The organism is Halarchaeum rubridurum, from assembly GCF_014647115.1.
Lineage (GTDB): Archaea > Halobacteriota > Halobacteria > Halobacteriales > Halobacteriaceae > Halarchaeum > Halarchaeum rubridurum.
Map to the genome: position 1 here is coordinate 270,137 of NZ_BMOO01000002.1, position 21,830 is coordinate 291,966.

At 73.2% G+C, this 21,830-nt stretch carries 21 protein-coding genes; 2 read left to right on the forward strand and 19 right to left on the reverse strand.

Annotated features, from left to right (window positions below):
* Positions 1–104: 104 nt before the first annotated feature.
* The gene (locus IEX84_RS04755) at positions 105–1,484 is read left to right on the forward strand and encodes an MATE family efflux transporter (RefSeq protein ID WP_188870367.1); all 1,380 of its coding nucleotides are present in this window, start codon (positions 105–107) and stop codon (positions 1,482–1,484) included.
* Positions 1,485–1,585: 101 nt separating this feature from the next.
* Here IEX84_RS04755 and IEX84_RS04760 read toward each other — a convergent pair whose 3' ends face one another.
* The 18 genes from IEX84_RS04760 to IEX84_RS04845 form a co-directional block, all read right to left on the reverse strand.
* The gene (locus IEX84_RS04760) at positions 1,586–2,353 is read right to left on the reverse strand and encodes a TMEM165/GDT1 family protein (protein ID WP_188870370.1); all 768 of its coding nucleotides are present in this window, start codon (positions 2,351–2,353) and stop codon (positions 1,586–1,588) included.
* A 271-nt stretch (positions 2,354–2,624) separates the two neighbouring features.
* A complete protein-coding gene (locus tag IEX84_RS04765; RefSeq protein ID WP_188870372.1) occupies positions 2,625–5,072 on the reverse strand; it encodes a heavy metal translocating P-type ATPase in 2,448 nt (815 codons plus the stop codon).
* A 224-nt stretch (positions 5,073–5,296) separates the two neighbouring features.
* Positions 5,297–6,421, reverse strand: a complete 1,125-nt coding sequence (locus IEX84_RS04770) for a FecCD family ABC transporter permease (RefSeq protein ID WP_407647590.1) — start codon at positions 6,419–6,421, stop codon at positions 5,297–5,299.
* Positions 6,422–6,453: 32 nt separating this feature from the next.
* Positions 6,454–7,392, reverse strand: a complete 939-nt coding sequence (locus IEX84_RS04775; RefSeq protein WP_188870377.1) for an FAD-dependent oxidoreductase — start codon at positions 7,390–7,392, stop codon at positions 6,454–6,456.
* Positions 7,393–7,395: 3 nt separating this feature from the next.
* Positions 7,396–8,667 (reverse strand): ABC transporter substrate-binding protein, encoded by a 1,272-nt coding sequence (locus tag IEX84_RS04780; protein WP_209590326.1) that lies wholly within the window; start codon positions 8,665–8,667, stop codon positions 7,396–7,398.
* A gap of 1 nt (position 8,668) precedes the next feature.
* Positions 8,669–9,874, reverse strand: a complete 1,206-nt coding sequence (locus tag IEX84_RS04785) for an ABC transporter substrate-binding protein (protein WP_188870379.1) — start codon at positions 9,872–9,874, stop codon at positions 8,669–8,671.
* Position 9,875: 1 nt separating this feature from the next.
* Positions 9,876–11,078 (reverse strand): ABC transporter substrate-binding protein, encoded by a 1,203-nt coding sequence (locus tag IEX84_RS04790; protein WP_188870381.1) that lies wholly within the window; start codon positions 11,076–11,078, stop codon positions 9,876–9,878.
* 74 nt (positions 11,079–11,152) lie between these two features.
* Positions 11,153–12,139: a serine/threonine-protein kinase gene (locus IEX84_RS04795; RefSeq protein WP_188870383.1), complete on the reverse strand. Its 987-nt coding sequence runs from the start codon at positions 12,137–12,139 to the stop codon at positions 11,153–11,155.
* A 99-nt stretch (positions 12,140–12,238) separates the two neighbouring features.
* Positions 12,239–13,756, reverse strand: coding sequence for a cobyric acid synthase (locus IEX84_RS04800; RefSeq protein ID WP_188870385.1), 1,518 nt, complete (start codon positions 13,754–13,756; stop codon positions 12,239–12,241).
* The gene (locus tag IEX84_RS04805) at positions 13,756–14,541 is read right to left on the reverse strand and encodes a cob(I)yrinic acid a,c-diamide adenosyltransferase (RefSeq protein ID WP_188870387.1); all 786 of its coding nucleotides are present in this window, start codon (positions 14,539–14,541) and stop codon (positions 13,756–13,758) included. The genes IEX84_RS04800 and IEX84_RS04805 overlap by 1 nt, the downstream gene beginning before the upstream one ends.
* Positions 14,538–14,783, reverse strand: coding sequence for a hypothetical protein (locus IEX84_RS04810; protein WP_188870389.1), 246 nt, complete (start codon positions 14,781–14,783; stop codon positions 14,538–14,540). The genes IEX84_RS04805 and IEX84_RS04810 overlap by 4 nt, the downstream gene beginning before the upstream one ends.
* Complete coding sequence (locus IEX84_RS04815) at positions 14,780–15,481, reverse strand: adenosylcobinamide amidohydrolase (protein WP_188870391.1); 702 nt, start codon at positions 15,479–15,481, stop codon at positions 14,780–14,782. The genes IEX84_RS04810 and IEX84_RS04815 overlap by 4 nt, the downstream gene beginning before the upstream one ends.
* On the reverse strand, positions 15,474–16,487 hold the full coding sequence (locus IEX84_RS04820) for an aminotransferase class I/II-fold pyridoxal phosphate-dependent enzyme (protein WP_188870908.1): 1,014 nt from the start codon (positions 16,485–16,487) through the stop codon (positions 15,474–15,476). Before IEX84_RS04820 ends, IEX84_RS04815 begins: the two co-directional genes overlap by 8 nt.
* Positions 16,477–17,475: a nicotinate-nucleotide--dimethylbenzimidazole phosphoribosyltransferase gene (locus IEX84_RS04825; protein WP_188870393.1), complete on the reverse strand. Its 999-nt coding sequence runs from the start codon at positions 17,473–17,475 to the stop codon at positions 16,477–16,479. The genes IEX84_RS04820 and IEX84_RS04825 overlap by 11 nt, the downstream gene beginning before the upstream one ends.
* A complete protein-coding gene (locus IEX84_RS04830) occupies positions 17,472–18,029 on the reverse strand; it encodes an NTP transferase domain-containing protein (protein ID WP_188870910.1) in 558 nt (185 codons plus the stop codon). Before IEX84_RS04830 ends, IEX84_RS04825 begins: the two co-directional genes overlap by 4 nt.
* On the reverse strand, positions 18,029–18,796 hold the full coding sequence (cobS, locus tag IEX84_RS04835) for an adenosylcobinamide-GDP ribazoletransferase (RefSeq protein ID WP_229732308.1): 768 nt from the start codon (positions 18,794–18,796) through the stop codon (positions 18,029–18,031). Before cobS ends, IEX84_RS04830 begins: the two co-directional genes overlap by 1 nt.
* Entirely contained in the window at positions 18,787–19,704 is a 918-nt protein-coding gene (gene cbiB, locus IEX84_RS04840; protein ID WP_188870395.1) for an adenosylcobinamide-phosphate synthase CbiB, read from the reverse strand. The genes cobS and cbiB overlap by 10 nt, the downstream gene beginning before the upstream one ends.
* The gene (locus IEX84_RS04845; RefSeq protein ID WP_188870398.1) at positions 19,701–20,342 is read right to left on the reverse strand and encodes an HAD family hydrolase; all 642 of its coding nucleotides are present in this window, start codon (positions 20,340–20,342) and stop codon (positions 19,701–19,703) included. Before IEX84_RS04845 ends, cbiB begins: the two co-directional genes overlap by 4 nt.
* A gap of 663 nt (positions 20,343–21,005) precedes the next feature.
* Between IEX84_RS04845 and IEX84_RS04850 the strand changes: the two genes are divergently transcribed.
* A complete protein-coding gene (locus tag IEX84_RS04850) occupies positions 21,006–21,428 on the forward strand; it encodes a universal stress protein (RefSeq protein WP_188870400.1) in 423 nt (140 codons plus the stop codon).
* A gap of 108 nt (positions 21,429–21,536) precedes the next feature.
* On the opposite strand, the gene IEX84_RS04855 is transcribed toward IEX84_RS04850, so the two are convergent.
* The gene (locus IEX84_RS04855; RefSeq protein WP_188870402.1) at positions 21,537–21,785 is read right to left on the reverse strand and encodes a hypothetical protein; all 249 of its coding nucleotides are present in this window, start codon (positions 21,783–21,785) and stop codon (positions 21,537–21,539) included.
* Positions 21,786–21,830 lie beyond the last annotated feature (45 nt).

The following is a 21,830-nucleotide window of genomic DNA, read 5'->3' on the forward strand; positions in this document are numbered from 1 at the left end:
ACGTCGGTAACGAAAGTCGATACACCGCATGCGACGATACGCACGTGGTGGGGGCCGCGCCGCCGAGGGAACCTATTTGCCGCTCCCACCGAAAGCGTCGCCCGATGACCGTCGTGTCGGCCCGCGTTCGGTCCGTCTGGCGGGAGAGCGTCTCGCTGGGTTGGCCCATCGCGCTCCAGCAGACGCTGAACACGCTGATGCGGACCGTCGACGTCCTGATTACGGGCTTCTTCTCGCCGGCGGCGGTGGCGGCGATCGGGCTCGCGGACCTCTACGCGCGCGTCCCGCTCCGGGTCGGCATGGGGCTCGGGAGCGGGGCCATCGCCGTCGCCAGCCAGGAGACCGGGCGGGGGGCGACGGCGACGCGTGACCGCGCCATCGCGCAGGCCCTGCTCGTCGGCGCGCTCGCCGGCCTGCCGCTCACCGCCGTGGGCGTGCTCGGAAGCGAGGCCCTCATCGGCGTTCTCGGCGCCGAGCACGCGGTCGTGTTGCTCGGCGGGCAGTACCTGGCCATCGTGCTGGCGGCCGCGCCGTTCCGCATCACGGGGTTCGTCGGTGCGCGCGCCCTCCAGGGGGTCGGGGACACCCGCACCCCGATGCTCGCGAACGGGACGGCGACGGGGCTCAACGTCCTGCTCTCGGTCGCGCTCGGGCTCGGTATCGGGCCCGCGCCGCGCCTCGGAATCGTGGGTGTCGGGGCGGCGACGGCGGCGAGTCGCGTGGTGGAGGCCGCCCTGCTCGTCGGTGCGCTCCGGAGTCCGAACACGGAGGCCTCGCTCGCGTGGCCCCGGGAGTTCGTCGTGACGCGACAGCTCCTCGCGGTGAGCGCCCCGGACGTCGCGGGCGGGATGAGCACCGAGCTCGCGAACTTCCCGTTCAACGCGCTCCTCCTCCTGTTCGGGACGGAGGCGACCGCGGCCTACCACATCGCCAACCGGCTCTCCCAGCAGCTCGCCGCGCCGCTCTTCCGGGCGCTTCGGACGGTATCGAGCATCCGCGTCGGGCAGGCGCTCGGGGCGGGGGACGAAGGGGAGGCGCGGACCGTCGCCGGCGCGGTCTGCGCGCTCGGTCTCCTGATACTCGGCGCGGCGGGCGCGGCGCTGTTCGTCGGCGCGGACCCGCTCGTCGGGCTGTTCACGGACGACGCCGCGACGGCCGGCGACGCGGTCGCGTTCACCCGGGCGTTCGCCGTCGCCATGGTCCCCATCGGCGTCTACTTCCCGCTCGCCGGGGCGCTGAAGGGTGCGGGCGACACGCGAACGCCGTTCTACGCTGGTCTCGTGGGTGCGTACGGCTTCCTGCTCGGTTCCTCCTACGTCCTCGCGGTCACGCTCGGTCTCGGTATCGTCGGGGTCTGCGTCGGCCTCGTCCTCTCGTGGGCGGGGCGGGCCGTCGTCGTGGGTGTCGGGGTCCGACGGGGCGACTGGGCCGGACTGGCCGCGCGGCTAATCGCCGAGCGGGCGACGCTCGACGAGCCGGAGTAACAGGGAGGCCGGTCGAGCGAAGGGACGGGCGAGCGAAGGGACGGGCGAGCGAAGGGACGGGCGAGCGAAGGGACGGGCGAGGGGAGCGCGCTGAACGAGCGTCAGAGCGATTCCGGGTCGGTGACGCGGCGGTATATCGCGCCGCCGACGGCGAACGCGACGGCGGCGACGGCGACGCCGACGACGGTCGGGCCGGTGAGGAGGCCCCACTGGAAGAGGCCGACGGCGACGAAGACCGCGGCCCCGGCGGCCTGGACGAAGGCCATCGGGAGGACGCGCTCCGCGGCCTGCCCGATGAACGCGTCGATACCGGTGCGGACGGCGAGGCCGAGCCACGCGCCGGCGACGACCGCGAGCGGCGCGTTCGGAAAGGTCGCGCCGAGGTTGATAGTGAGGAGCTGCGTCTTGTCGCCGACCTCCGCGATGGCGATGGCGACGAAGGCGACGACGAACGCGCTGGAACCCCGGACGCGCTCGTAGACGCCGTCGGGGAAGATACCCTCGAAGAGGTCGGCACCCTCGACGCGCCCGTCGGTGGTCGCGTAGAGCGTGTACGCCTGGTAGCACGTCCAGAGGCCGACGAGGACGAACAGCGAGCCGGTGAGGACCGGGGTGAGGCCGGCGGGGAGCGCGCCGAGCACCGCGGCCCCGACGGATACCTCGACGACGTTCCAGAGCGCGAACGCGGTGACCGCGCCGGCGAACACGCGTTTGGCGTCGTAGATGGTCGCCAGCGTGATGACGGCGAGCTGGCCCTTGTCGCCGAAGGTGGCGAGGAAGTTCGTGACGAACGACGCGACGAACGGCCCGAGCTCCTCGTACTGCTGGACGAGGCCGCCGACACCGCCGGCGTCGAACGGGAGTGCCACGTTACGCGGCCACCCCCGGGAGGCTGGTGGGGCGGACGGGAGACGGGGAGCGGACGGGAGAGAACGGGAGGGGGAGTCGGGAATCGGGGGGTCGGGAGTAGAGGTGTTGGAAGTGGAGGAGCTGAGAGTGGACGGGAGAGGGTGGAGAGTGGAGGAGTCGGGAGGGGAAGTGTCGGGAGGGGGCGAGCGCCATCTGTCGGGTCGGTTTTAGATAGGTCTAATCCTTAGGGTTGCCGACACGGCGGCGGCGTCGAGGGGTGGGCGAGCGCGGTCAGTCGTCGGCGTCGGACGCGACGCCGGAGAGTCGCATGGCGTTCGCCGTGACGCCGACGGTCATGCCCGCGTCGCCGGCGAGGACGGCCAGCCAAATCGGGACGAGCCCGAACGGGACGGCGAGCGCGAGCGCGGCCTTCACGAGGAGGCTCACGCCGATGTTCTGCCGGATGACGCCGTTGGTCTCCCCCGCGAGCTCGTAGAGGTAGGGGAGCTTCGAGAGGTCGTCGCCCATCAGCGCGACGTCGGCGGTTTCGAGCGCCGTGTCCGTACCCGCCGCGCCCATGGCGACGCCGACGGTCGCGCTCGCCATCGCGGGCGCGTCGTTGATGCCGTCGCCGACCATCGCCGCGCCGCCCTCGGAGGACTCGACGAGGTCCGCGACGGCCGCGACCTTCTCGTCGGGGAGGAGTCCGGCGCGGTAGTCGTCGAGGCCGACCTGCTCGGCGATGGCGCGCGCGGTGCGCTCGTTGTCGCCCGTGAGCATCACGGTGTGTTCGACGCCGAGCGCGCGCAGGCGTTCGATGGCCCGCGACGCCTCGGGGCGCACCTCGTCGGCGACCGCGACGACGCCTTCGAGTTCGTCCTCGGTGCCGACGAGGACGACGGTTTTCCCCTCGGATTGGAGCGCCGGGACGGTCTCGGAGAGCAGGTCGAGGCAGTCGTTTCGCTCGCAGAGGTCGCGGCTCGTCCGCGTCACGACCCCGCCGTCGGTCGTCGCGTGGACGTGCGAGAGGTCGAAACCGAGGTCGGAGAAGAGGCCGGGCTTGCCCGCGTAGTGCGTCGTCCCGTCGAGGTCCGCGCGGACGCCCTTGCCCGTGAGGCTCTCGAAGTCGTCGACCTCGCGCTCGGGGAGGTCGGCGGTCTCGGCCGCGGCCCGCTCGACGATGGCGTCGCCGATGGGGTGTTCGCTGCGCGCCTCCAAACCGCGCGCGCAGCGGAGGACGTCCGCCTCCGTGTTACCGTTGAGCGGGACGACGTCGGTGACGGAGAGTTCGCCCTTCGTGAGCGTCCCCGTCTTGTCGAAGGCGACGGCCTCGACATCGCCGACGGCTTCTAGGTGGGTGCCGCCCTTGACGAGCACGCCGTTCTTCGCGGCGCTCGTCAACCCGGAGACGACGGAGACGGGCGTCGAGATGACGAACGCACAGGGGCAGGCGAGCACGAGGAGCGTGAGGCCGTGGAGCACCGCCGTCGACCACGTCGCGCCGAGGACGAACGGGCTGCCGACGACGACGAGGGCGGCGAAGGCGACGACCGCGGGCGTGTAGTACGCGGCGAAGCGCTCGACGAACTGCTCGCGCTCCGTCCGCTTCGACTGGGCGTCCTCGATCATGGTGACGACGCGCGAGAGCGTGTCCTCGCCCGCGGCGGACGTCACCGAGATTTCGAGGTAGCCCTCCTCGTTGATGGTGCCCGCGTACACCTCGTCGTCCACGGTCTTGTCGACGGGGACGCTCTCGCCCGTTATCGGGGCCTGATTGACCGCGCTCGCGCCGTCGACGACGCGGCCGTCGCGGGGTATCTTCTCGCCCGGCCGGACGACGACGACGTCGCCCACGGCCACGTCCTCGACGGGGACCGTCTCCGTCCCGCCGTCGCGCTTCACCGTCGCCTCGTCCGGCGAGAGGTCCATCAGTTCGCGCAGCGAGTTCCGCGCGCGGTCCATCGACGCCCGCTCTAAGAGTTCGGCGACGCTGAACAGCACGGCGAGGGTCGCGGCCTCGAAGTAGAGCGAGCGGCCGAACGCGACGCTCGCGGCTATCGCGCCGAAGATGGCGACGGTCATCAGGAAGTCGATGTCGAGCGAGCGGTTCGTCGCGGAGTAGTAGCCGTTGCGGACGATTGCCTGCCCGCCGACCGCGACGGCGAGGAGGAAGAGGCCGTCCGCGACGTGGAGCGGTTCGCCGAGGACCGCGGCGACCGGCGCGTTCAGGCCGACGAGGAGGTGCTCGACGAGGAGGCCGGCCGCGAGGAAGAGGGCGCTGACGCCGGTCTTCTTCGCGCGCGTGCTCGTCCAGACGTCGCCGCCATCGCCGTGCGAGTGACCGTGGCCGTCGCCCTCCCCGTTGTCGTCGCTCTCCGCGTGTCCGTCACTTCCGGCGTAGTCGTCACCGGTCTCGCCGTCGCGTTCGACCCGCTCGACGGCGTAGCCCGCGCCCTCGATGGCGGAGACGACCGCGGACTCGTCGCTCGCGTCGGCGTCGTAGGTGACCGTGACGCGGCCGGTCGTCGGGTGCGTCTCGTAGTCGAGTACGCCGGGGACGCGCTCGATGCCGTTCTCGACCTTCCCCGCGCACGACGCGCAGTCCATGTCGGGGACGGCGAGCCGGAGCGTCACCGTCTCACCCCCGGAGTCGGCGGCGGACCCGTCGTCCCCCGCGGTGTCGGCGTCGCGGCCTTCGGGGTCGCCCTCGGGCCCGTCGTCGGTGTCGGCGGCGTTCATACGCGGCGCTAGGGGGAGCGCACTTGTTAATGTAGCTGCTACGATTCGGGGTCCGAGTGGTATATATTGTTATCGAGATAGCTCTAAGTTGTTAAATCGGTGTGCGGTCGCGGGTCAGCGTGGGGCGACAGGGCCGGCGCGGGGTCGGGGTGCGACGACAGGAGCCGGGATGTGACGGCAGGAGTCGTGGGGGCCACACCTCGATGGCGCGGCGGCCGACGTCGTCAGATGGCCCCCATGTCCCGTTGCTTGCGCATGAGGTAGAGAAAGTAGGGGCCGCCGACGATACCGGTGACGATGCCGACGGGAATCTGCGTCGGGCTGAGCGCGAGGCGCGCGCCGACGTCGGCGACGACCATCAGCGCGGGGCCGGCGAACAGACAGCCGACGACGAGCTTCCGGTAGTCGCTACCGACGATGTTGCGCACCATGTGTGGGACGATGAGGCCGACGAAGCCGACGATGCCGGCGGCGGCGATGCTCGCGGCCGCGGCCAGCACCGCGACGCCGGAGAGCGCGAAGCGGATTTTCTCGACGTCCATCCCGAGCGAGCGCGCCGTCTCCTCGCCGAGCAGGAGGACGTTGAGCTGGCGGGCGCTGAGCAGCGCGAGCGCCATCGAGAGTATCGTCCACGGGAGGACCATGCGCACCTGCGCCCAGTCCGTCCCGGTGAGCGACCCGGTCGTCCACGAGATCGCGGACTGGACGACGCCGAGGTCGTCCGCGAAGAAGAAGACGCCGGTCTGGAGGGAGCCGAAGACGGTGCCGACGATGACGCCGGCGAGGACGAGCCTGACGGGGCTCGTGCCGTTCTTCCACGCGATGGCGTAGACGATGAGGAAGGCGACGATGCCCCCGAGCGCGGCGATGACCGGGAGGAGCGAGGAGATACCGAGCACGAGCGTCCCGAAGACGTACGGGACCGCAATCGTGACGCCGGAGAAGGCCACGAGGACGAGCAGAATCGTCAGCCCCGCGCCCGACGAGACGCCGAGGATGTACGGGCTGGCGAGCTCGTTGCGCGTGACGGCCTGGAAGATCGCCCCGGAGACCGCGAGGTTCATCCCGACGAGCGCCGCGACGAACACCCGCGGGAGGCGGATGTTCCAGACGATGAGGCTCTCGCGAGTCATCTCGGGGACCGACGAGCCGAAGACGAACGCCGACCACGCGTCGAGGCTGAAGAGCACGTGCGGGTTGAACACGGCCTGCCACGCCTGCACGAGCGTCATCGTGTACGACCCGAAGCTCACCTGCACGAGACCACCGACGACGACGGCGAGCGTGCTGGCGAGACAGAGCGTGGCCAGCGCGCTGTAGTCGGCGGCGACGCGCCGGAGGAGCCCGATTCGCTCGCCGTCGTGCGACGCCCCCGCCACGGTCAGTCACCCCCGTCGTCGCGCGCCGCCTCGATCTCCCGGGCGGCCTCGAGGACGTACTCGTCGTCGACGTGTTCGAGGAGTCGTTTCTGCCCGCGTTCCGCCGCTGCCTCGATTTCGCCCGCCTCACGGTAGGCGTCGAGGCGACGGTCGATCTCGCGTTCGCGGAGCTCGACGACGCGTTCGTCGTCGAAGTCGAGGTCGTCGGGGGCGCGCTCGGCGAACCACTCGCGCCAGCGTTCGCGGGTCGCCCACTCCTCGCTGCGCGAGGCCGCGCGACGCACCCAGTCGTAGTGGTCGGCGACGGCGTCCGGGAGACCGCGCTCGCGCCGGACGTCCGCGAGGAGCGCACGGGCGGTGCGCGCGCCCTGTCCGGCGGCCATGATGGCCTGCGCGTCGGCCGTGCTCGTCGGCGAGGCGACGTAGACGCCGTCGACCGGCGTGCGGCCGTCCTCGTCGGGGTAGTCCCGGTCGAAGTACTGGTGCGTCTCCCCGTCGTGTTCGTGAGTCTCGAAGAGCGCGTCCTCGTCGTCGAGGCCGCGGAGGTAGTCGGCGTCGTAGCGCGTCGCCGCGACGACGCGCCGCGCCGTGACGGTCGTCCCGTCGGCGGTCTCGACGGCGAGGCCCGCGTCGCGGCGCTCGACGGACTCGACGAGTTCGTCGCGGCGCTCGGCCCCCGCGACGGCGAGGTGGTCGTGCATCAACTCGTAGAAGGTTTCTACGTCGATGCCGGCGGGGAAGCCGAGGTAGTTTTCGAGGTACGCACAGCGGGCGAGCGAGGCGTTCCCGCGGTCGAAGACGAGCGTGTCGAGGCCGTAGCGCGCGGTGAAGACGGCGGCGGCACAGCCGGCGGGGCCGCCGCCGACGACGGCGACGTCGTAGTCGGGTACGGCGTCGGTATCGGCCGACGCCGCGGCGTCACGCTCTAGGTCGGTCGCCACGGCTCAGACACCCCCGTCGCCGGTGACGATAGCGGCGACGCGCTCGCGGTCGAAGAGCCGTTCGCTCTCGGGAATCTCGGGGTACGGGCCGCCGTCGTAGCCCGGCCACGCGCCGAAGGTGTCGGGGTAGAGCTGTTTCGCCGTCATCTCCACCTGGAAGAGGTTCATCAGCGGCCCCTGGAGGGGGTTGCCGCCCGCGTAGAACCGGTCGTTCCGAATCGCGGAGAGCTGACCGCCGACGGGGTGGTCCGCGATCTCCTCGCGGATCGCGGCGACGTCGTAGTAGGAGTAGCCGTAGCGGTGCAGGACGACGTCGGGGTCGATTTCGAGCATCGTCTCGAAGTCGTAGGCGGAGTCGTACGAGACGTCGCCCCCCGCGAAGGCGTCGGGGGCCGCCATCGGGCGCGTGTGGGCGTTCGCGAAGCCGGCGGTGTTGATCGTCGCGGGGTAGAACGTCTCGCCCATGTAGAGGACGGAGCCGACCGTCGGGCGTTCGTCCTCGGGCGGGAGGTTCGCCTCGATGCGCGTGAGGAGGTCGTCGCGGACAGATTCGAGCGCTACGTAGCGGTCGTCCGCCCGGAAGACGGTCCCGACTCGCTCCGCGATTTCCCAGAGCGTGTAGTACTCGTAGGCGTCGCGGTAGGGTTCGGGCGGTTGGGTGTTGTTGCGGCTGTAGTTGTTCCCGAAGAAGGGCGCGACATCGTCGCGGATGTCCTCGACGTCGGCGACGCTCCAGCCGTCGAAGGAGACGACGAGCGCCGGGTCGACGAGGTGGAGGTCGCTGTCGAGTTCGTAGAACAACTCCTCGTCGACGGTGAGCCCCCCGCCGCCGGCGTTGAGCTGGACGAGGTCGCTCGCGTCGAAGGAGACGCCGTCGAGCCGGGCGTAGAAGGCGTCGAGCGCGCCCGCGACCTCCGTGCTGAAGCCGAGGGAGTTCACGGCGTCGCCGTAGCCGTACGCGACCGCCATGTCCGCGTAGAGGAGGTTGTACACCATCACGCGCTCCGGCGGCGCGTCGAACTCCAGAGTGCCGGCGGGCGCGAGCGTCGCCTCGTACGTCGAGGAGGACGTCGGCTCCGATTCGTCCGTGCTCGTCGCGCTCGTGGTCGTCTCCGCCGTCCCGTCGCTCGCGCTCGAACAGCCGGCGAGGAGACCGGCGGCGAGAGTCGCCCCGCCGTAGGCTAGGTAGTCGCGCCGCGTCGTGTCGCCCCGCGCCGCGTCGCGTGGCGTCGCGTCGTGTCGCGGCGTGCCGTGTCGAGTCTCGTCGTCCCCCATCTCAGAACTCCCCACGGATGACGTCCGCGACGCGCTGGCGGTCGAAGAACTGCTCGTCCGCGGGGAGCTCGGGATACGGGCCCTCGACGTAGTCGGGCCACGTCCCGAAGGCGTCGGGGTAGAGCTGTTTCGCCGTCATCTCCAACTGGAAGAGGTTGAGGATGGGCCCCTGGTAGCGCGCGCCCTGCGCGTAGATGCGGCCGTTCTGCACGGCGCTCACCTCGCTTGCGACCGGGTCGTCTTCGAGCGCCGCGCGGATGTCCGCCATGTCGTAGGTGGGGTGGAGTCCCCCGAAGACGAGGATGACGTCCGGGTCGGCCTCGAGGAGGGTCTCCGTGTCGATCCGCGACGCCGAGGTGACGCCGTCGTCGAAGGCGTCGCGGGGCTCGAAGGGCCGGACGTGCGCGGTGAGGAACCCCGGCGTGTCGACGTTGTAGACGTACGGGGCCGAGGGGTCGCTGAAGCCGCCCATGGCGACGGTCGGCCGGTCGGCCTCGGCGGGAAGGTCCGCCTCGATACGGGCGAGCACGTCGTCGTGAATCGCGGCGAGCGCCTCGTAGCGCTCGTGGTCCCGGAAGACCCGCGCGACCTTCTCGAACTGCTCCCAGAGCGTGTAGTACTCGTAGTCGCCCGGCCACTCGCTCGGCGGTCGTTTGTGCGCGCTGCTGAACGTGTTCCCGAACCACGGCCCGAGGTTCTGTGCGATCTCGTCGAGGTCGGCCGTGCTCCAGTCGTCGAGCGCGAACACGCTCGCCGGGTCGGCGAGGTGGACGTCGCTGTCGAGTGCGTAGAGCTTCTCCTTCGAGGGCTCCCACGAGGAGTAGCGCCCCGACCAGTCGAGGTCGACGCCGGGGAGGCGCGGCGTGAACTGGTTCCAGAGCGCGTCGTAGTAGTCGGGCGCGTGCAGCGCGTTCACGTCGTCGCCGCGTCCGAGCGCGAACGCCATCCCCGCGAGGTGCGTCAGTCGCGTGAAAATCGTCTCGGGGACGGCGTCGAACTCGACCTCGCCCATCGGCGACATCGTCACGGTGTACGACTCGTCCTCGGTCGTGGTCGTCGATGTCGACGTCGTCTCCGTCGAGGACGTGGTCGTCTCGCCGATATCGCCGCTGGTACAGCCGGCGAGGAGGCCGCCGCCGACGAGCGCGCCGCCGTAGGTCAGGTAGTCGCGCCGCGTCGGCTCGGCGAGAGGCGTGTCGTCGCGCATATCAGTTCCCCCCCGCGATGGCGTCGGCGACGGCGCCGCGGTCGAAGAGACGCTCGTCCTCGGGTATCTCGGGGTAGTCCGCTCCGTCCGTGTACCCGGGCCACGCGCCGAAGGCGTCGGGGTAGAGCTGTTTCGCCGTCATCTCCAACTGGAAGAGGTTCGCGATGGGGCCCTGGTAGCGGACGCCCTGTGCGTAGACGCGGTCGTTTCGCACGGCGGCGATCTCGCTCGCGACGGGGTCGTCTTCGAGGGCGCTGCGAACGTCGGCGATGCTGTAACTCGACGCCATCGTGAAGAGGACGAGGAGGACGTCGGGGTCGCGGTCGAGCATCGCTTCGTAGTCGACCTGCGTCGTCGACCCGGCCCAGTCGGCGTCGCCGAACGCGTCGTCGGCGGCGAGCGGGCGCGTGTGCGCGCAGAGGAACCCGGGGGCGTTGAGGTGGTAGACCCAGAGCGTCCCGTCCTGCCCGGGGAAGACGAGCGACACCGTGGGCCGCTCGTCCTCGGACGGGAGGTCCGCCTCGATGGTCTCGCGGATCGCGTCGTGCTCGGCCTTCAGCGCTCGGTAGTTCTCCCTGGCGTCGAAGACTCGTGCGACCCGCTCGAAGACCTGCCAGAGCGTGTAGTACTCGTAGCCGTCCGCCCACTGCTCGGGCGGCTCGGAGTGCGAGCCGCTGTAGTAGTTGCCGAACCACGGGCCGATGTCCGTGCGGACGTCCGCCACGTCGTTCGCGTCGAGGTGCTGGAGCGTCGAGGCGTAGGCGGGGTCGACGAGGTGGACGTCGCTGTCGAGCTCGTAGTACCCTTCCAGACCCATGTTCCAGGAGTCGGTGAGCGAGTCGGCGTCGAGGGAGACGCCGTCGAGGTGGGCGTAGAAGTGGTCGAGCACCGTGCCGTTGTACTGCGGGTAGAACGCGGCGTCGAGCGCGTCGGCCTTCCCCGCGGCGACGGCCATGTCGACCGTGTTCGGCTGCCCGGCGAGGACGCGTGTCGGGACGGCGTCGAACTCGACCTCGCCCATCGGCGACATCGTCACGGTGTACGACGTGTCCTCACTCGTGGTCGTGGACGTCGACGTCGTCTCCGTCGAGGACGTGGTCGTCTCCTCTCCCCCCGTTCCCGCACAGCCGGCGAGCAGGCCGCTACCGAGCGCCAGCCCGCCGTACGTCAGGTAGTCGCGCCGCGTCGGTTCGTCACTCGGCATGGTTTTAGGCTAGCCTAATCCTGTATAACCGCTTCGGTATCGGCGGCCGGGACGCCGGTCAGTCGCCGACCCGCTCAGTACGGCGCGCCGCAGCGCGGGCACATCGGCGGGCCGGCCTCGGGGAGCGCGAGCCCGCAGTTCGGGCACTCGCCGTCGGGTTCCGTGATCGCCGCCACGGCGTCGGCGGTCGTCCGGTCGAGGCCGGCGACGGTCCCGACGTCGTCCGCGTCGCCCGCGTCGGCGTCGCCGAGCGCGAACCGGGCGCGGGCCGCGACGGGCGGGTCGTCGGCGAGCGCGGCGTCGAGGGCGTCTGAAGAACCACCGTCGATGTCCGCGTCGACGGCCGCGCGGGGGAGGAGGCCGAGCGCTTCAGCGGCGCGGGCGCGGACCCACGGGACATCGTCGGCGAGCGCCGCGACGAGCGCGTCGCGCACGTCGGCGAGCGCGTCGGGGTGCGCCGTGCCGATGGCGACGAGCGCCGTGCAGAGGTGATAGCGAACCAGGTCCGCGCGCCCGTCGAGGTGGCCGGCGAGTCGCTCGGCGTGGTGTCGGAGGCGCGAGGGGTCGCCGCGCGCGACGCACTCGGCGGCGAGCGCGAGGCGGGCCGCGACGTCGGCGTCGTCGGTGTCGTCGAGTCCGAGGAGGAGGTCGGCGACGACGTCCGGCGTCGCGGCGTCGGTCGGGTACGCGACGGCGACGCGGCCGATGGCCTCGGCGCTCCGCGCGCGGACGTAGCGGAACTCGGCGTGGTCGGCGAGTCGCTCGGCGAGCGCGGGGACGACCGGCCGAACGCACCCGGGGTCGGCGGCGGCGAGCGACGCGAACAGTTTCGCGGCGGTCAGTCGGACGGCGCGGTCGTCGTCGGTGAGGAAGGCGGTGAGGTCGGGGAAGAGGGGTGCGAGGGCGTCAGGGCGGTCCTCGGCGCGCTCGCGGAGGGCGCGAAGGGTCGCCTTCCGCGCGTCGACGTCCGCGTCGCGGCACCGTTCGAGGGCGGCGAGCGCGTCGGCCTCGTCGTCGGCGTCGAGCGCGGCGAGCAGGCGGTCGGTCGGCGGCGAGCCCATTACCGCGACGTCGCGGGCGCGGGGGCTTCGGCCCTTCGGTCGACGCCGACGGCGAGGTCTCGGGAGCCCGGTCCGGCGACCGCTCGATTCCCCCGGTCGCTAAACGCCGAGGTCGGTGGCGTCGCGGAGCGCGTCGACGAGGCCGGCGTCGGAGACGAGGGCGGCGGCGCGGTCGGCGGGCGAGTCGCGGTCGGCGGGGGGTGAGGGACGCGGGACCCCGGCGCGCTCGTAGAGCCCGTCCACGAAGGCGTCGCGCACGGTCGCGTTCTCGAAGACGCCGTGGAGGTACGTCCCGAGGGCGTCGGAGGTGGCGACGCTGCGCGGCCCGAGCGGGTGCGTCACGTCGGCACGCGCCGCGCCGCGGTCCGTGAGTTCGGTGCGGCCCATGTGTATCTCGTAGCCGGTCGCGGTGCCGGTCGCGCCGGCGATGGGGTCCGCGTCGACGACGTCGAGCGAGACGCGTTCGAGGTGTTTCTCGGTGCAAAAGGCGGTGATGACGGGGAGGACGCCGAACCCCGGGAGGCGCTCGACGTCGTCGGTGCTCTCGACGCCGGCGTTCGTGAGCGCCGCGCCGAGCAGCTGGTAGCCGCCGCAGAGGCCGACGACGGGGCCGTCGAAGGCACGGAGGCGGTCACCGAAGCCGGCGTCGCGGAGCGCGCGCAGGTCGTCGACGGTGTTCTTCGTGCCGGGGAGGACGACGGCGTCCGCGTCGGCGATTCGCCCGGTCGGGGGGACGTAGCGCACCCGGACGCCGGGGACGGCGGCGAGCGGTTCGAGGTCGGTGGCGTTCGAGATGCGGGGGAGGCGGACGGCGGCGACGGTGACGCGTCGGGCGTCGGGGACGCCGTCGTCGGCACCGCGGACGGCCGACTCGTCGGCGGCGGGGAGCGAGACGCTGTCCTCCGCGGGGAGCCCCGGGTCGTCGTACGGGAGGACGGCGAGGACCGGGACGCCGGTGCGGGCCTCGATCTCCTCGATGCCGGGTTCGAGGAGCGCGGGGTCGCCGCGGAACTTCGTGATGGCGGCGCCGACGACGCGCTCGCGGACGTCGGCGGGGAGGAGTTCGAGCGTGCCGTAGAGGCTGGCGAACGCGCCGCCGCGCTCGATGTCGACGAGGACGAGCACGTCGGCGTCCGCGACCCGCGCGGTTTCGAGGTTGGCGAGGTCCCGGTCGTGGAGGTTGATTTCGGCGATGCTGCCCGCGCCCTCGGCGACCACGACGTCGTGGGCGTCGGCGAGGAGCTCGTGGGCGGCGACGGCGGCCTCGCGGGCGCGCGACCAGTAGTCGCGGTAGTAGTCGTCGGTGTCGACGTGCGTGACGGCGCGCCCGTCGACGACGAGTTGGCTCTCCCGGTCGCCGCGGGGTTTGAGGAGGACGGGGTTGTGGTCGGTCGTGGGTGCGACCCGCGCCGCGCGGGCCTGAACGTACTGCGAGACGCCGACTTCGCCGGGGTCACCGTCGGGCGCGGGGACGACGCGGGCGTTGTTGCTCATGTTCTGCGCCTTGTACGGCGCGACGGCGCGACCGCGGTCGGCGAGCGCGCGACAGAGGCCGGCGACGACCGTGCTCTTGCCGACGTGGCTCGCCGTCCCGGCGACCAGGAGGGTGTTCGCCATCAGTACTCGGTGCCCTTCCGGGCGCGCCGGCCGGCGTCGATCGGGTGGGTGTGTTTTCGCACCTCGGAGACGAGGTCGGCGTGGTCGGCGAGATAGTCGGGTTCGTCGTGGCTCCCCGTGAGGACGAGTTCGAGGTCGTCGGGCTTCGAGGTCACGAGGTCGACGAGGTCGGCTTCGGCGACGAGACCGCGCGAGACGGCGTAGAGCACCTCGTCGAGGACGAGCATGTGGACGCCGCGGTCCGCGGGCGCGTCGAGCGGGAGCGCGCCGTCGACGTCACGGGCGGCGTCGACGAGTTCGCGCGCGCGGCGGAACGCAGCGCGGGCCTCGGCGGCGTGCTCGTCCTCGTCGGACCCATCGCGGAGGCCGTGCCAGCCGTAGTGGCCGGCGTTCTCGTACGTGAACCCGGGGAGGGCGGCGATGGCGTTGTACTCGCCGCGGGTGTCCTCGACGCTGTCCGCGCCGCCCTTCATGAACTGGAGCATGTGGACGCGGTAGCCGTGGCCGGCCGCGCGGAGGCCCATCCCCATCGCGGCCGTCGTCTTGCCCTTCCCGTCGCCCCACCAGACCTGCACGAGGCCGAACTCCTCGGGGGCCGTGGGTTCGATGGCGCGCGCGTCCGGCCGTCGGCCCTTGCCGGGCGTCGGGCGACGCGGCGCGTCCGCGGAGCCGTCGTCGTCGCGCGACGCGTCGGTCGGGCGGGCGGCCGGGCCGTCGTCAGTGCCGTCCGCTGTCCGTTCGCTCGCTGCCCCGTCGTCGTGGTCGTCGTGATCGTCGTGGCTCATAGGTCGATGAAGGTGTCGAACGGGCCGCTCGCAGTAGAGGCGTGGCAGTGCGTCGCGAGCGTCGCGTGTTCTCGGAGGGGGTCGCGCGCGGTGGCGGCGTCGAGCGCGGCCGCGCGGGGTCGGCAGGCGGCGTCGAGCGCGGCCGCGCGGGGTCGGCAGGCGGCGAGCGCGCGACGGACCGCGAGGGTCGCGGCGGTCTCGTCCGGCCCGGAGGCCGTACCGCCGGGGACGACCCCGGTCACGGCGCGAACACCTCGGTACGGCGCGTCGTCGCCACGCCGTGTTCGGCGTCGGCCACGGAGTCGGGCGGGGCGCGTTCGGCGTACCGCGAGGCGAGGCTCGCTCGGACGGCGTCGCGGACGCACGCCCGCGCGGCCGCGCCGACGGCGGTCGCGCTGCCGGCGAACCGCGCGGGCTCCCCGTCGGGGTCGGTGCCGGCGACGACCGCGTCCGTCGTGGTGCCGGGGAAGCCGGTCTCGGCGAGGAGCGTCGCGGTCTTCGCCTCGACGGCGGTGGCGAGGAGGCCGGCGAGCGCGCCGCGGTCGAGCGAGCGCGTCGTCACGAGGAGGACGTTGACCGTCCCGGGGTGCGCCTCGGCCGTCTCGGGGACGCCGGCGTCGGCGTCGCCCGCGTCCACGGGGAGCGCGGCCGGATTGGAGACGCCGGCGGTCGCGTAGGCGATGACGGGGTCGCTGCGCGCGCCCCGGCAGTGCGCGAGGTCGACGCCGGTGAGGAGAGCGGGCCCGGGCGCGTCGAACCGCGCGCGCTCGCGGCGGTCGGCGACGTACGCGTCGAGGTCGGTCTCGGTCCACCCCTCGGGGACGGAGACGTTGTAGGCGGCGTCGGCGTCCCGATAGCCCCCGTCGGGGCCCGTGGAGAGCCACCGCGCCCCCTGGCGGGCGACGCGGAGGACCCCCTCGCGGACGGTCGCCTCAGACATCGGCGAGCACCTCGACGAGGCGGTCGTTCTCGGCGGGGCGGCGGACGGCGACGCGGACGTGCGCGTCGAGGCCGCGGAAGGTCGTCGCGTCGCGCACGGCGACCCCGCGTTCGCGCGCGCCAGCGACGACGGCGTCGACGGTCCGGTCGCCGACGTCGAGGAGCAAGAAGGGCGCGTCGGAGGGGTGGACGTCGTACCCCGCCGCGTCGAGCGCGTCGCGGAGGCGTTCGCGTTCGGCGGCGACGCGGCGGCGCGTCTCGGCGACGAAGTCGGTTCGGTCGAGGCAGTGGGTCCCGACGGCGAGCGCGGGCCGTCCGAGGTTCCACGTGCGGCGGGCACCCAGGAGCCGTTCGCGCAGGTCACCGACCGCGACGGCGTACCCGGCGCGGATGCCGGGGAGCCCGTAGAGCTTCGTGAGCGAGCGCGCGACCATCACGCCCTCGGTGCCGGCGAGCGAGGGCGTGTCCGTGTAGCCGAGGAAGGCCTCGTCGACGAGCAGGGGCGTGCCGGCGGCGCGACAGCGGGCGGCGAACGCCCGGAGGCGCTCGGGGTCCGCGCAGTCGCCCGTGGGGTTGTTCGGGGTGCAGAGGACGACGAGCGCGTGGGCGGACGGGTCGGCGTCGAGGACGGCGTCGTGGGCGACGAACGTCGGCTCCGCGCCCTGAAGGCGGACCTCGCGGGCGTACTCGGCGAAGCTCGGTTTCGGGACGAGGACGCTGTCGCCGGCGGTGACGGTGGTCTCGATACCGAGTCGGATGGCGGCGAGGCCGCCGGGAGTCGGGACCACGTCGGCGGCGTCGCAGCCGACGACGGCGGCCGCCGCGTCGCGGTAGGCGTCCGGGGGCTCCGCCGGGTAGGTCCGTGCGGCGTCGAACGCGTCGGCGTAGACCTCGCGCGCGCCCTCGGGGACCGCGGGGTTCGTGTTCGCGCTGAAGTCGAGGACGTCGGGGTCGTCGCTGCTCCCGTGGGGGACGCGGTCGACCCCGGTCGCGGCCTCAGGGTCCATCGTCACCGACGAGGGCGTCGTAGCGGGCGAACAGGCGCTCGCGGACGTCGGCCATCGGGACGCCGGCGCGGTCGGCGAGGTGGAGCGCGCCGCCCATGCCGACGCCCTCCTTGGCGACGCCGGCGAGGTAGTGGTCCGTGGCGACGTGCTCGTCCGGGACGAAGCCGGGGTCGGTCACGTGCAGGGTGACGTCGAGGGCGTCCGCGGCGGCGCGGACGTCGACGGCGTCGTCGTCCGCGATGAAGGAGGTGGTGGCGACGTCGAAGTCGGCGGTGACGTCGGCGTGGCGCGCGAGCGTCGCCGCGGCGAGCATCTGGGTGCCGCCGGCGAGCGTCACGTCCGCGCCGCGTTCGAGCGCGCCGCGCAGGAGGCCGAGCGTGACGGCGAGCGTCGGGTCGCCCATCCGGCGAATCGCCTCGATTGGCTCCCCGGCGAGGTCGCCGGCGTCGAGACCGCTCGCGTCGAGGCCGTCCGCGACGACCTCGCGCTTGAGCGCGAGGGGGTTCGCGGGGAGGGAGGAGGAGACGGCGTAATCGGCGCCGAGGGCGCGCAGGACGCCCATGGCGGTGGTCGTGCCGCCGGGAATCGTCTCCCCGACGACGAACTCGTCGTCGGGGTGGCCGGCGGCGTACTCGCGGGCGACGTCGTGGCGGGCGGCGGCGTCCGGGACCGGGTCGGCCGAGCGGACGTCCGCGCCGGGGTCGCTGCCGAAGCCGACGGAGGGGGCGGCGGTGCGGGCGGCGAGGCCGGCGTCGGCGACGACGACGTCGAAGCCGAGGAGGTCGCGGACGGCGCGCGTCACGAGGCCGGGGGTCGGGCACCCCTCGGGGCTGACGGGGACGATGGGGGCGAACACGGGCCGGCCGTAGGCGACGAGCTCGGCGTCGGCGGCGGGCGTGTGCGCCATGAGGGCGGGCGTCTCGCCGGCGGCGCTGATGCCGTCGATGCCCGCGGTCTCGGTCGTCCCGGCGACGAGGACGAACGTCACAGCAGGGCCTCCGCGACTGCGGCGTCTCGGCGGCGGTTCACGTTCACGGCGTAGCGAACGTCGTACGACAGCAACACGGTTTCGGTGTCCCCGTCCGCGACGACGTTGACGCCGGTCGGGGCGACCTCGCGGCCGTCGCGCTCGTAGGTCGTGTCGGCGCTGACGCCGAGGTGGCGTTTGAGTGCGGCGGGAACGCAGACCTGCACGCCGGGGCCGTCGGCGGCGTCCGCGGAGACGTCGAGGACGCGGTTCACCGACGCCGCGTCGAGCAGGGGGAGGTCGGCGGCGACCGTCAGAACGGGCGATTCGAGCGTATCAAGCGCCGCGCCGAGGTCCGCGACGTACCCCTCGCCGGGCGTCTCGATCAGCGAGACGCCGCGGTCGTCGAGGTGCGCGGCCGTCTCGGGGGCGTGCGGGCTGACCGCGGCGTGCGTCGTCTCGACGCGGCTGGCCGCAAGCGCGTCCGCGACGCGCTCGACCATCGGGACGCCGGCGACGCGGGAGAGCGGTTTCTCCGCCGTCGCGTCGAGTCGGGTGCCCCGGCCGCCGCACATCACCAGGCCGTCCACGCGACCACCCCCGCGAAGAGCGCGGCGAGGCGAGCGAGTTCGTTCGCGCCGCCGAGGACGTCGCCGCTGACGCCGCCGAGCCGTCGGGTCGCCCACGCGCGGACGCAGAGCGCGGTGCAGAGGGCCGCGACGAGGGCGAGCACCCCTGCGGGCGTCGGCCACGCGAGGAGGGCGGCGGGGAGCGAGACGGCGACCGGGAGCGCGAGCGAGCGCGCGTCGAGGTCGCCGGCGACGGCGGAGCCGAGGCCCTCGTGAGCGGGGTCGCCGAGGCAGGCGACGGCGGCCACGGCGAGTTTCGCGCCGACCTCGGCGGTGACGACGAGCGCGAGCGCGCGGAGTGGGAGCGCGGCGAGGGTGGAGCCGAGGGCGAACAGGCCGAGGAGGACGAGGCCGAGGGCGAGTGCGCCGCCGACACCGACCGTCGTGTCCGTCATGACCTCGCGGCGTTCGGCGGGCGTACCGTGGACGACGGCGGCGTCGCCGAGGTCGGTGATCGCGTCGGCGTGCGGGATGCCGGTGACGACGTAGACCCAGCAGACGAAGGCGAACGCGGCGAGCGAAGGGGAGAGTGGGAGCGCGAGCGGGAGTGCGAGCGCGACGCCGATGGGGTAGCCGGCGAGCGGGAAGGCGACGGGGGTCGCGCGGAAGGCGTCCCAGGCGGCCCGGTCGTGACCGACCGGCGCGCGCGTGAGGAACCCGAGCGCGCCACGGAGGGCGCGGGCGACGCGGCGGACCGGCGCGCTCAGACCCACGCGCACACCCCCGTGAGGGCGACGCCGAGGACGGCGGCGCGGTCGACGATTCGGACGCCGCGCCGGGCGCGCTCGGGCGTCGGCGGGTCGGCGGTCGGGTGCAGCGCGTAGACGCCGGGTTTGGCGAGGCGGACGTCGAGGACGGCGGCGAGCGTGGCCATCGGCCACCCGGAGTTCGGCGACGGCGGGTCGCGCGCCCACGCGGCGGCCCGATGGAGGGCCCCGATGTCGCCGCCGGCGACGGCGAGGAGAAACGCGCTGACGCGCGCCGGGAGCCACATGACGGCGTCGTCGAGCCGCGCGCTCGCCGTGCCGTGGGGCTTCGAGGGGTAGCCGAGCATGGAGTCGAGCGTGTTGACGGCCTTCACCCACGCGGCGGCGGCCGCCGCGACGGGGAGCGACACCTGCGCGCCGAGCGCGAACGCGGTGAGCGGCGCGACGAGGCCGTCGGCGAGGTTCTCGGCCGCGCTCTCGACGGCCGCGCTGCGGAGGTCGGCGACGGAGAGCGAGTCGGTGTCGCGCCCGACGAGCGCGCGGACGTCGTCGCGGGCCGCGTCGGGGTCGTCGGCCAGCGTGGCGAGGACGTCGGCGGCGGTGCTGACGAGCGCGCGGCGACTCGACGCGACGAAGACCCAGAGTCCCGCGACGGCGGCGCCCGCGGCGAGAGCGGCGGGGCCGGCGACGAGCAGCGACGGAAGGGCGACGCTCGCGGCGACGACGGCGGCCGCGGCGAGCGGGAGGGCGAACGCGACGAGCGCACCGGCGAGTCGGGGGTGTCGCCACGGCCGGTCGGCGCGGCCGACGGCGCGCCCGAACCACGCGACCGGGTGGAAGCGGGTGGACGGTTCGCCGACGAGCGCGTCGAGCGCGACGCCGAGCGCGAGTGCGAGGGCGGCGGCGACGCTCACCGCGTCTCACCGAGTCTGTCGGGGAGGGCGGCGAGCGGCGTCTCGTCGACGAGGATGCCGTGCGCGCCGGCGGCGTCCGCGCCGCCGTCGGTCCGCGGGTCGTCGCCGACGTGGCGGAGGTCGGCGAGCGGGACGTCGAGGCGGCCGGCGACGGCCGCGAACGCCCGACGGTCGGGTTTCCGCCAGCCGCAGGCGACGCTGGTGACGATTTCGTCGAAGGCGTCGGCGTCGAGGGCGGAGCGGCGGAGCGCGCGGCGGACGAGGCCGGGGACGCTGCAGTTCGAGAGGACGCAGACGGGGCCGACGCGCGCCGCGGCGCGGACGGCGTCGGGGGCGTCGGGGTGGGTGTCGACGTCGGTCGGGTCGAAGGCGGCGACGACGGCGCGCCGGACGGCGTTCCCGTGTCCGTCGCCGTCGGTCGGGTCGACACCGCGGCTCCGCAGGGCGGCGGCGACGTGCGCGGGGAGGGGGAGTTCGGCCCCGTCGGGGACGTCGACGTGCGGTTCGCGGTACGCGCTCGCCCAGTCGGTGGGGACAGTGACGTCGCGCGCGTCGAGTTCGGCCGCGACTGCGGCGGCCGGGTCGGCCGGCCGGGGGACGGAGAGGAGCGTGTCGAAGAGGTCGAAGGAGGTTGCCATCGGTGAGCGGTGGTGTGGTCGTGGTGGAGCGCTCGGGCGCGCGTCCGGGGTCGTCGAAAGGGAGGGCACAGCGGGCCAAGAAGGTTGTCGATGACCGGCGTCGACGGCGCCCGACGGCTGTGCGACGGTCGATGCTCGACCGACCGGCGTACGGGACGACCCGTCGAAGGACCGGGCGGGTGTCACGGCCGTCGATACCGTCGCCGGACGCGTCGTGCTCCGGGGTACGACCGCGAGCGCTCACGCGTGGCTCTCCCGGCGGGTCGCCCGCCCCGAGCGGACGGACCGAGCGGAGCGAACGACGCCGCCCCGAACACCGGCCGGGGGTGTCGGGGCTCGTGGATGTCGGTCCGGCCCCCGGTTCGGCAACAACTTTTTTATCAAAGAACCCGTACTGATAACCGTCATCCCAAGGGGGATGGGGCTGCTGAGTGGCCCGCCGGTGGGTGACGACCCGCGATTGGTTCACCGGACGCCACAACCACGCTACCGGTGCGGGACGACGCGCCCCTCGGTACAGCAAGAAGTCTGGAGGCATTCCATTGCATCCCGCCCCACTGCGGGCGGGGACTTCCACACGTCCGAGCGACGCGTCCGTCGACCAGCTCCTCGACGGCGACGACGGGCCCGTGTGTTTATGCGCTGGCGGCCGTAGCGGGGTGCGTGTACGACGAGATACTCGTTCCGACGGACGGGAGCCCCGAAGCGGAGGCGGCCGTCGAGCACGCCGTCGACATCGCGGCGACGTACGGCGCGCGGATTCACGCGCTCTACGTCGTCGACACGAGCCCGTACGCGACGTTGGACGCGACGGAGACGGTCGTGGAGGACCTGGAGGACGAGGGCGAGGACGCGGTCGAATACGTCACGACGGCCGCGGCGGACGCGGGCGTCGAGGCGCGCAGCACGATAACGAACGGGAACGTCCACGAGGCGATTACGACGTACGCGCGGGCCAACGACATCGACCTCATCGTCATGGGGACGCACGGCCGTCGCGGCCTCGGGCGGGTGCTCGTCGGGAGCGTCACCGAGCGCGTCGTCCGAACCGCCGACGTACCCGTGTTGACGGTTCGAAGCGGGTGACGCCGAGGCGGGTGGTGCACCACGGCGCGCCACGGCGCGAGCGAATGGGCGAGTGACCGACGGCGTCGACGTCGAAAAGCGACCGACGCCCCGCGAGTGACGGAGCCGTCAGCGGCGTCCGTCGCCGTCGGGGTCCGCGTGCGTCGACGCGACCGCGAGACTGCCGAGCGCGCCCACGGCACCGACGACGACCCCGAGGCTCGCCGTGCCGTACATGCCGACGAGCAGCCCGAGCGCGTAGCACGCGACGCCGAGGGCGGCGCAGAGCGCGAACAGGAGTTCGGCGGCTCCGGCGGCGGTACGCGCCGGTGTCGCCGGCCGGTCGGGCAGCCGGTTTCGCACGGGCGTTTTCATCACGGTTAATTATTGTGTTTGGTGCGTCATAGGTGTTTGGGTGGCGTT

Coding starts and splice junctions, on each gene's coding strand:
- IEX84_RS04785 (WP_188870379.1), bottom strand. CDS start 9,874: ATGCGCGACGACACGCCTCTCGCCGAGCCGACGCGGCGCGACTACCTG.
- IEX84_RS04815 (WP_188870391.1), bottom strand. CDS start 15,481: ATGTCTGAGGCGACCGTCCGCGAGGGGGTCCTCCGCGTCGCCCGCCAG.
- IEX84_RS04765 (WP_188870372.1), bottom strand. CDS start 5,072: ATGAACGCCGCCGACACCGACGACGGGCCCGAGGGCGACCCCGAAGGC.
- IEX84_RS04790 (WP_188870381.1), bottom strand. CDS start 11,078: ATGCCGAGTGACGAACCGACGCGGCGCGACTACCTGACGTACGGCGGG.
- IEX84_RS04795 (WP_188870383.1), bottom strand. CDS start 12,139: ATGGGCTCGCCGCCGACCGACCGCCTGCTCGCCGCGCTCGACGCCGAC.
- IEX84_RS04845 (WP_188870398.1), bottom strand. CDS start 20,342: ATGGCAACCTCCTTCGACCTCTTCGACACGCTCCTCTCCGTCCCCCGG.
- IEX84_RS04800 (WP_188870385.1), bottom strand. CDS start 13,756: ATGGCGAACACCCTCCTGGTCGCCGGGACGGCGAGCCACGTCGGCAAG.
- IEX84_RS04820 (WP_188870908.1), bottom strand. CDS start 16,487: ATGGACCCTGAGGCCGCGACCGGGGTCGACCGCGTCCCCCACGGGAGC.
- IEX84_RS04780 (WP_209590326.1), bottom strand. CDS start 8,667: ATGGGGGACGACGAGACTCGACACGGCACGCCGCGACACGACGCGACG.
- IEX84_RS04805 (WP_188870387.1), bottom strand. CDS start 14,541: ATGAGCCACGACGATCACGACGACCACGACGACGGGGCAGCGAGCGAA.
- IEX84_RS04755 (WP_188870367.1), top strand. CDS start 105: ATGACCGTCGTGTCGGCCCGCGTTCGGTCCGTCTGGCGGGAGAGCGTC.
- IEX84_RS04830 (WP_188870910.1), bottom strand. CDS start 18,029: ATGTGCGGCGGCCGGGGCACCCGACTCGACGCGACGGCGGAGAAACCG.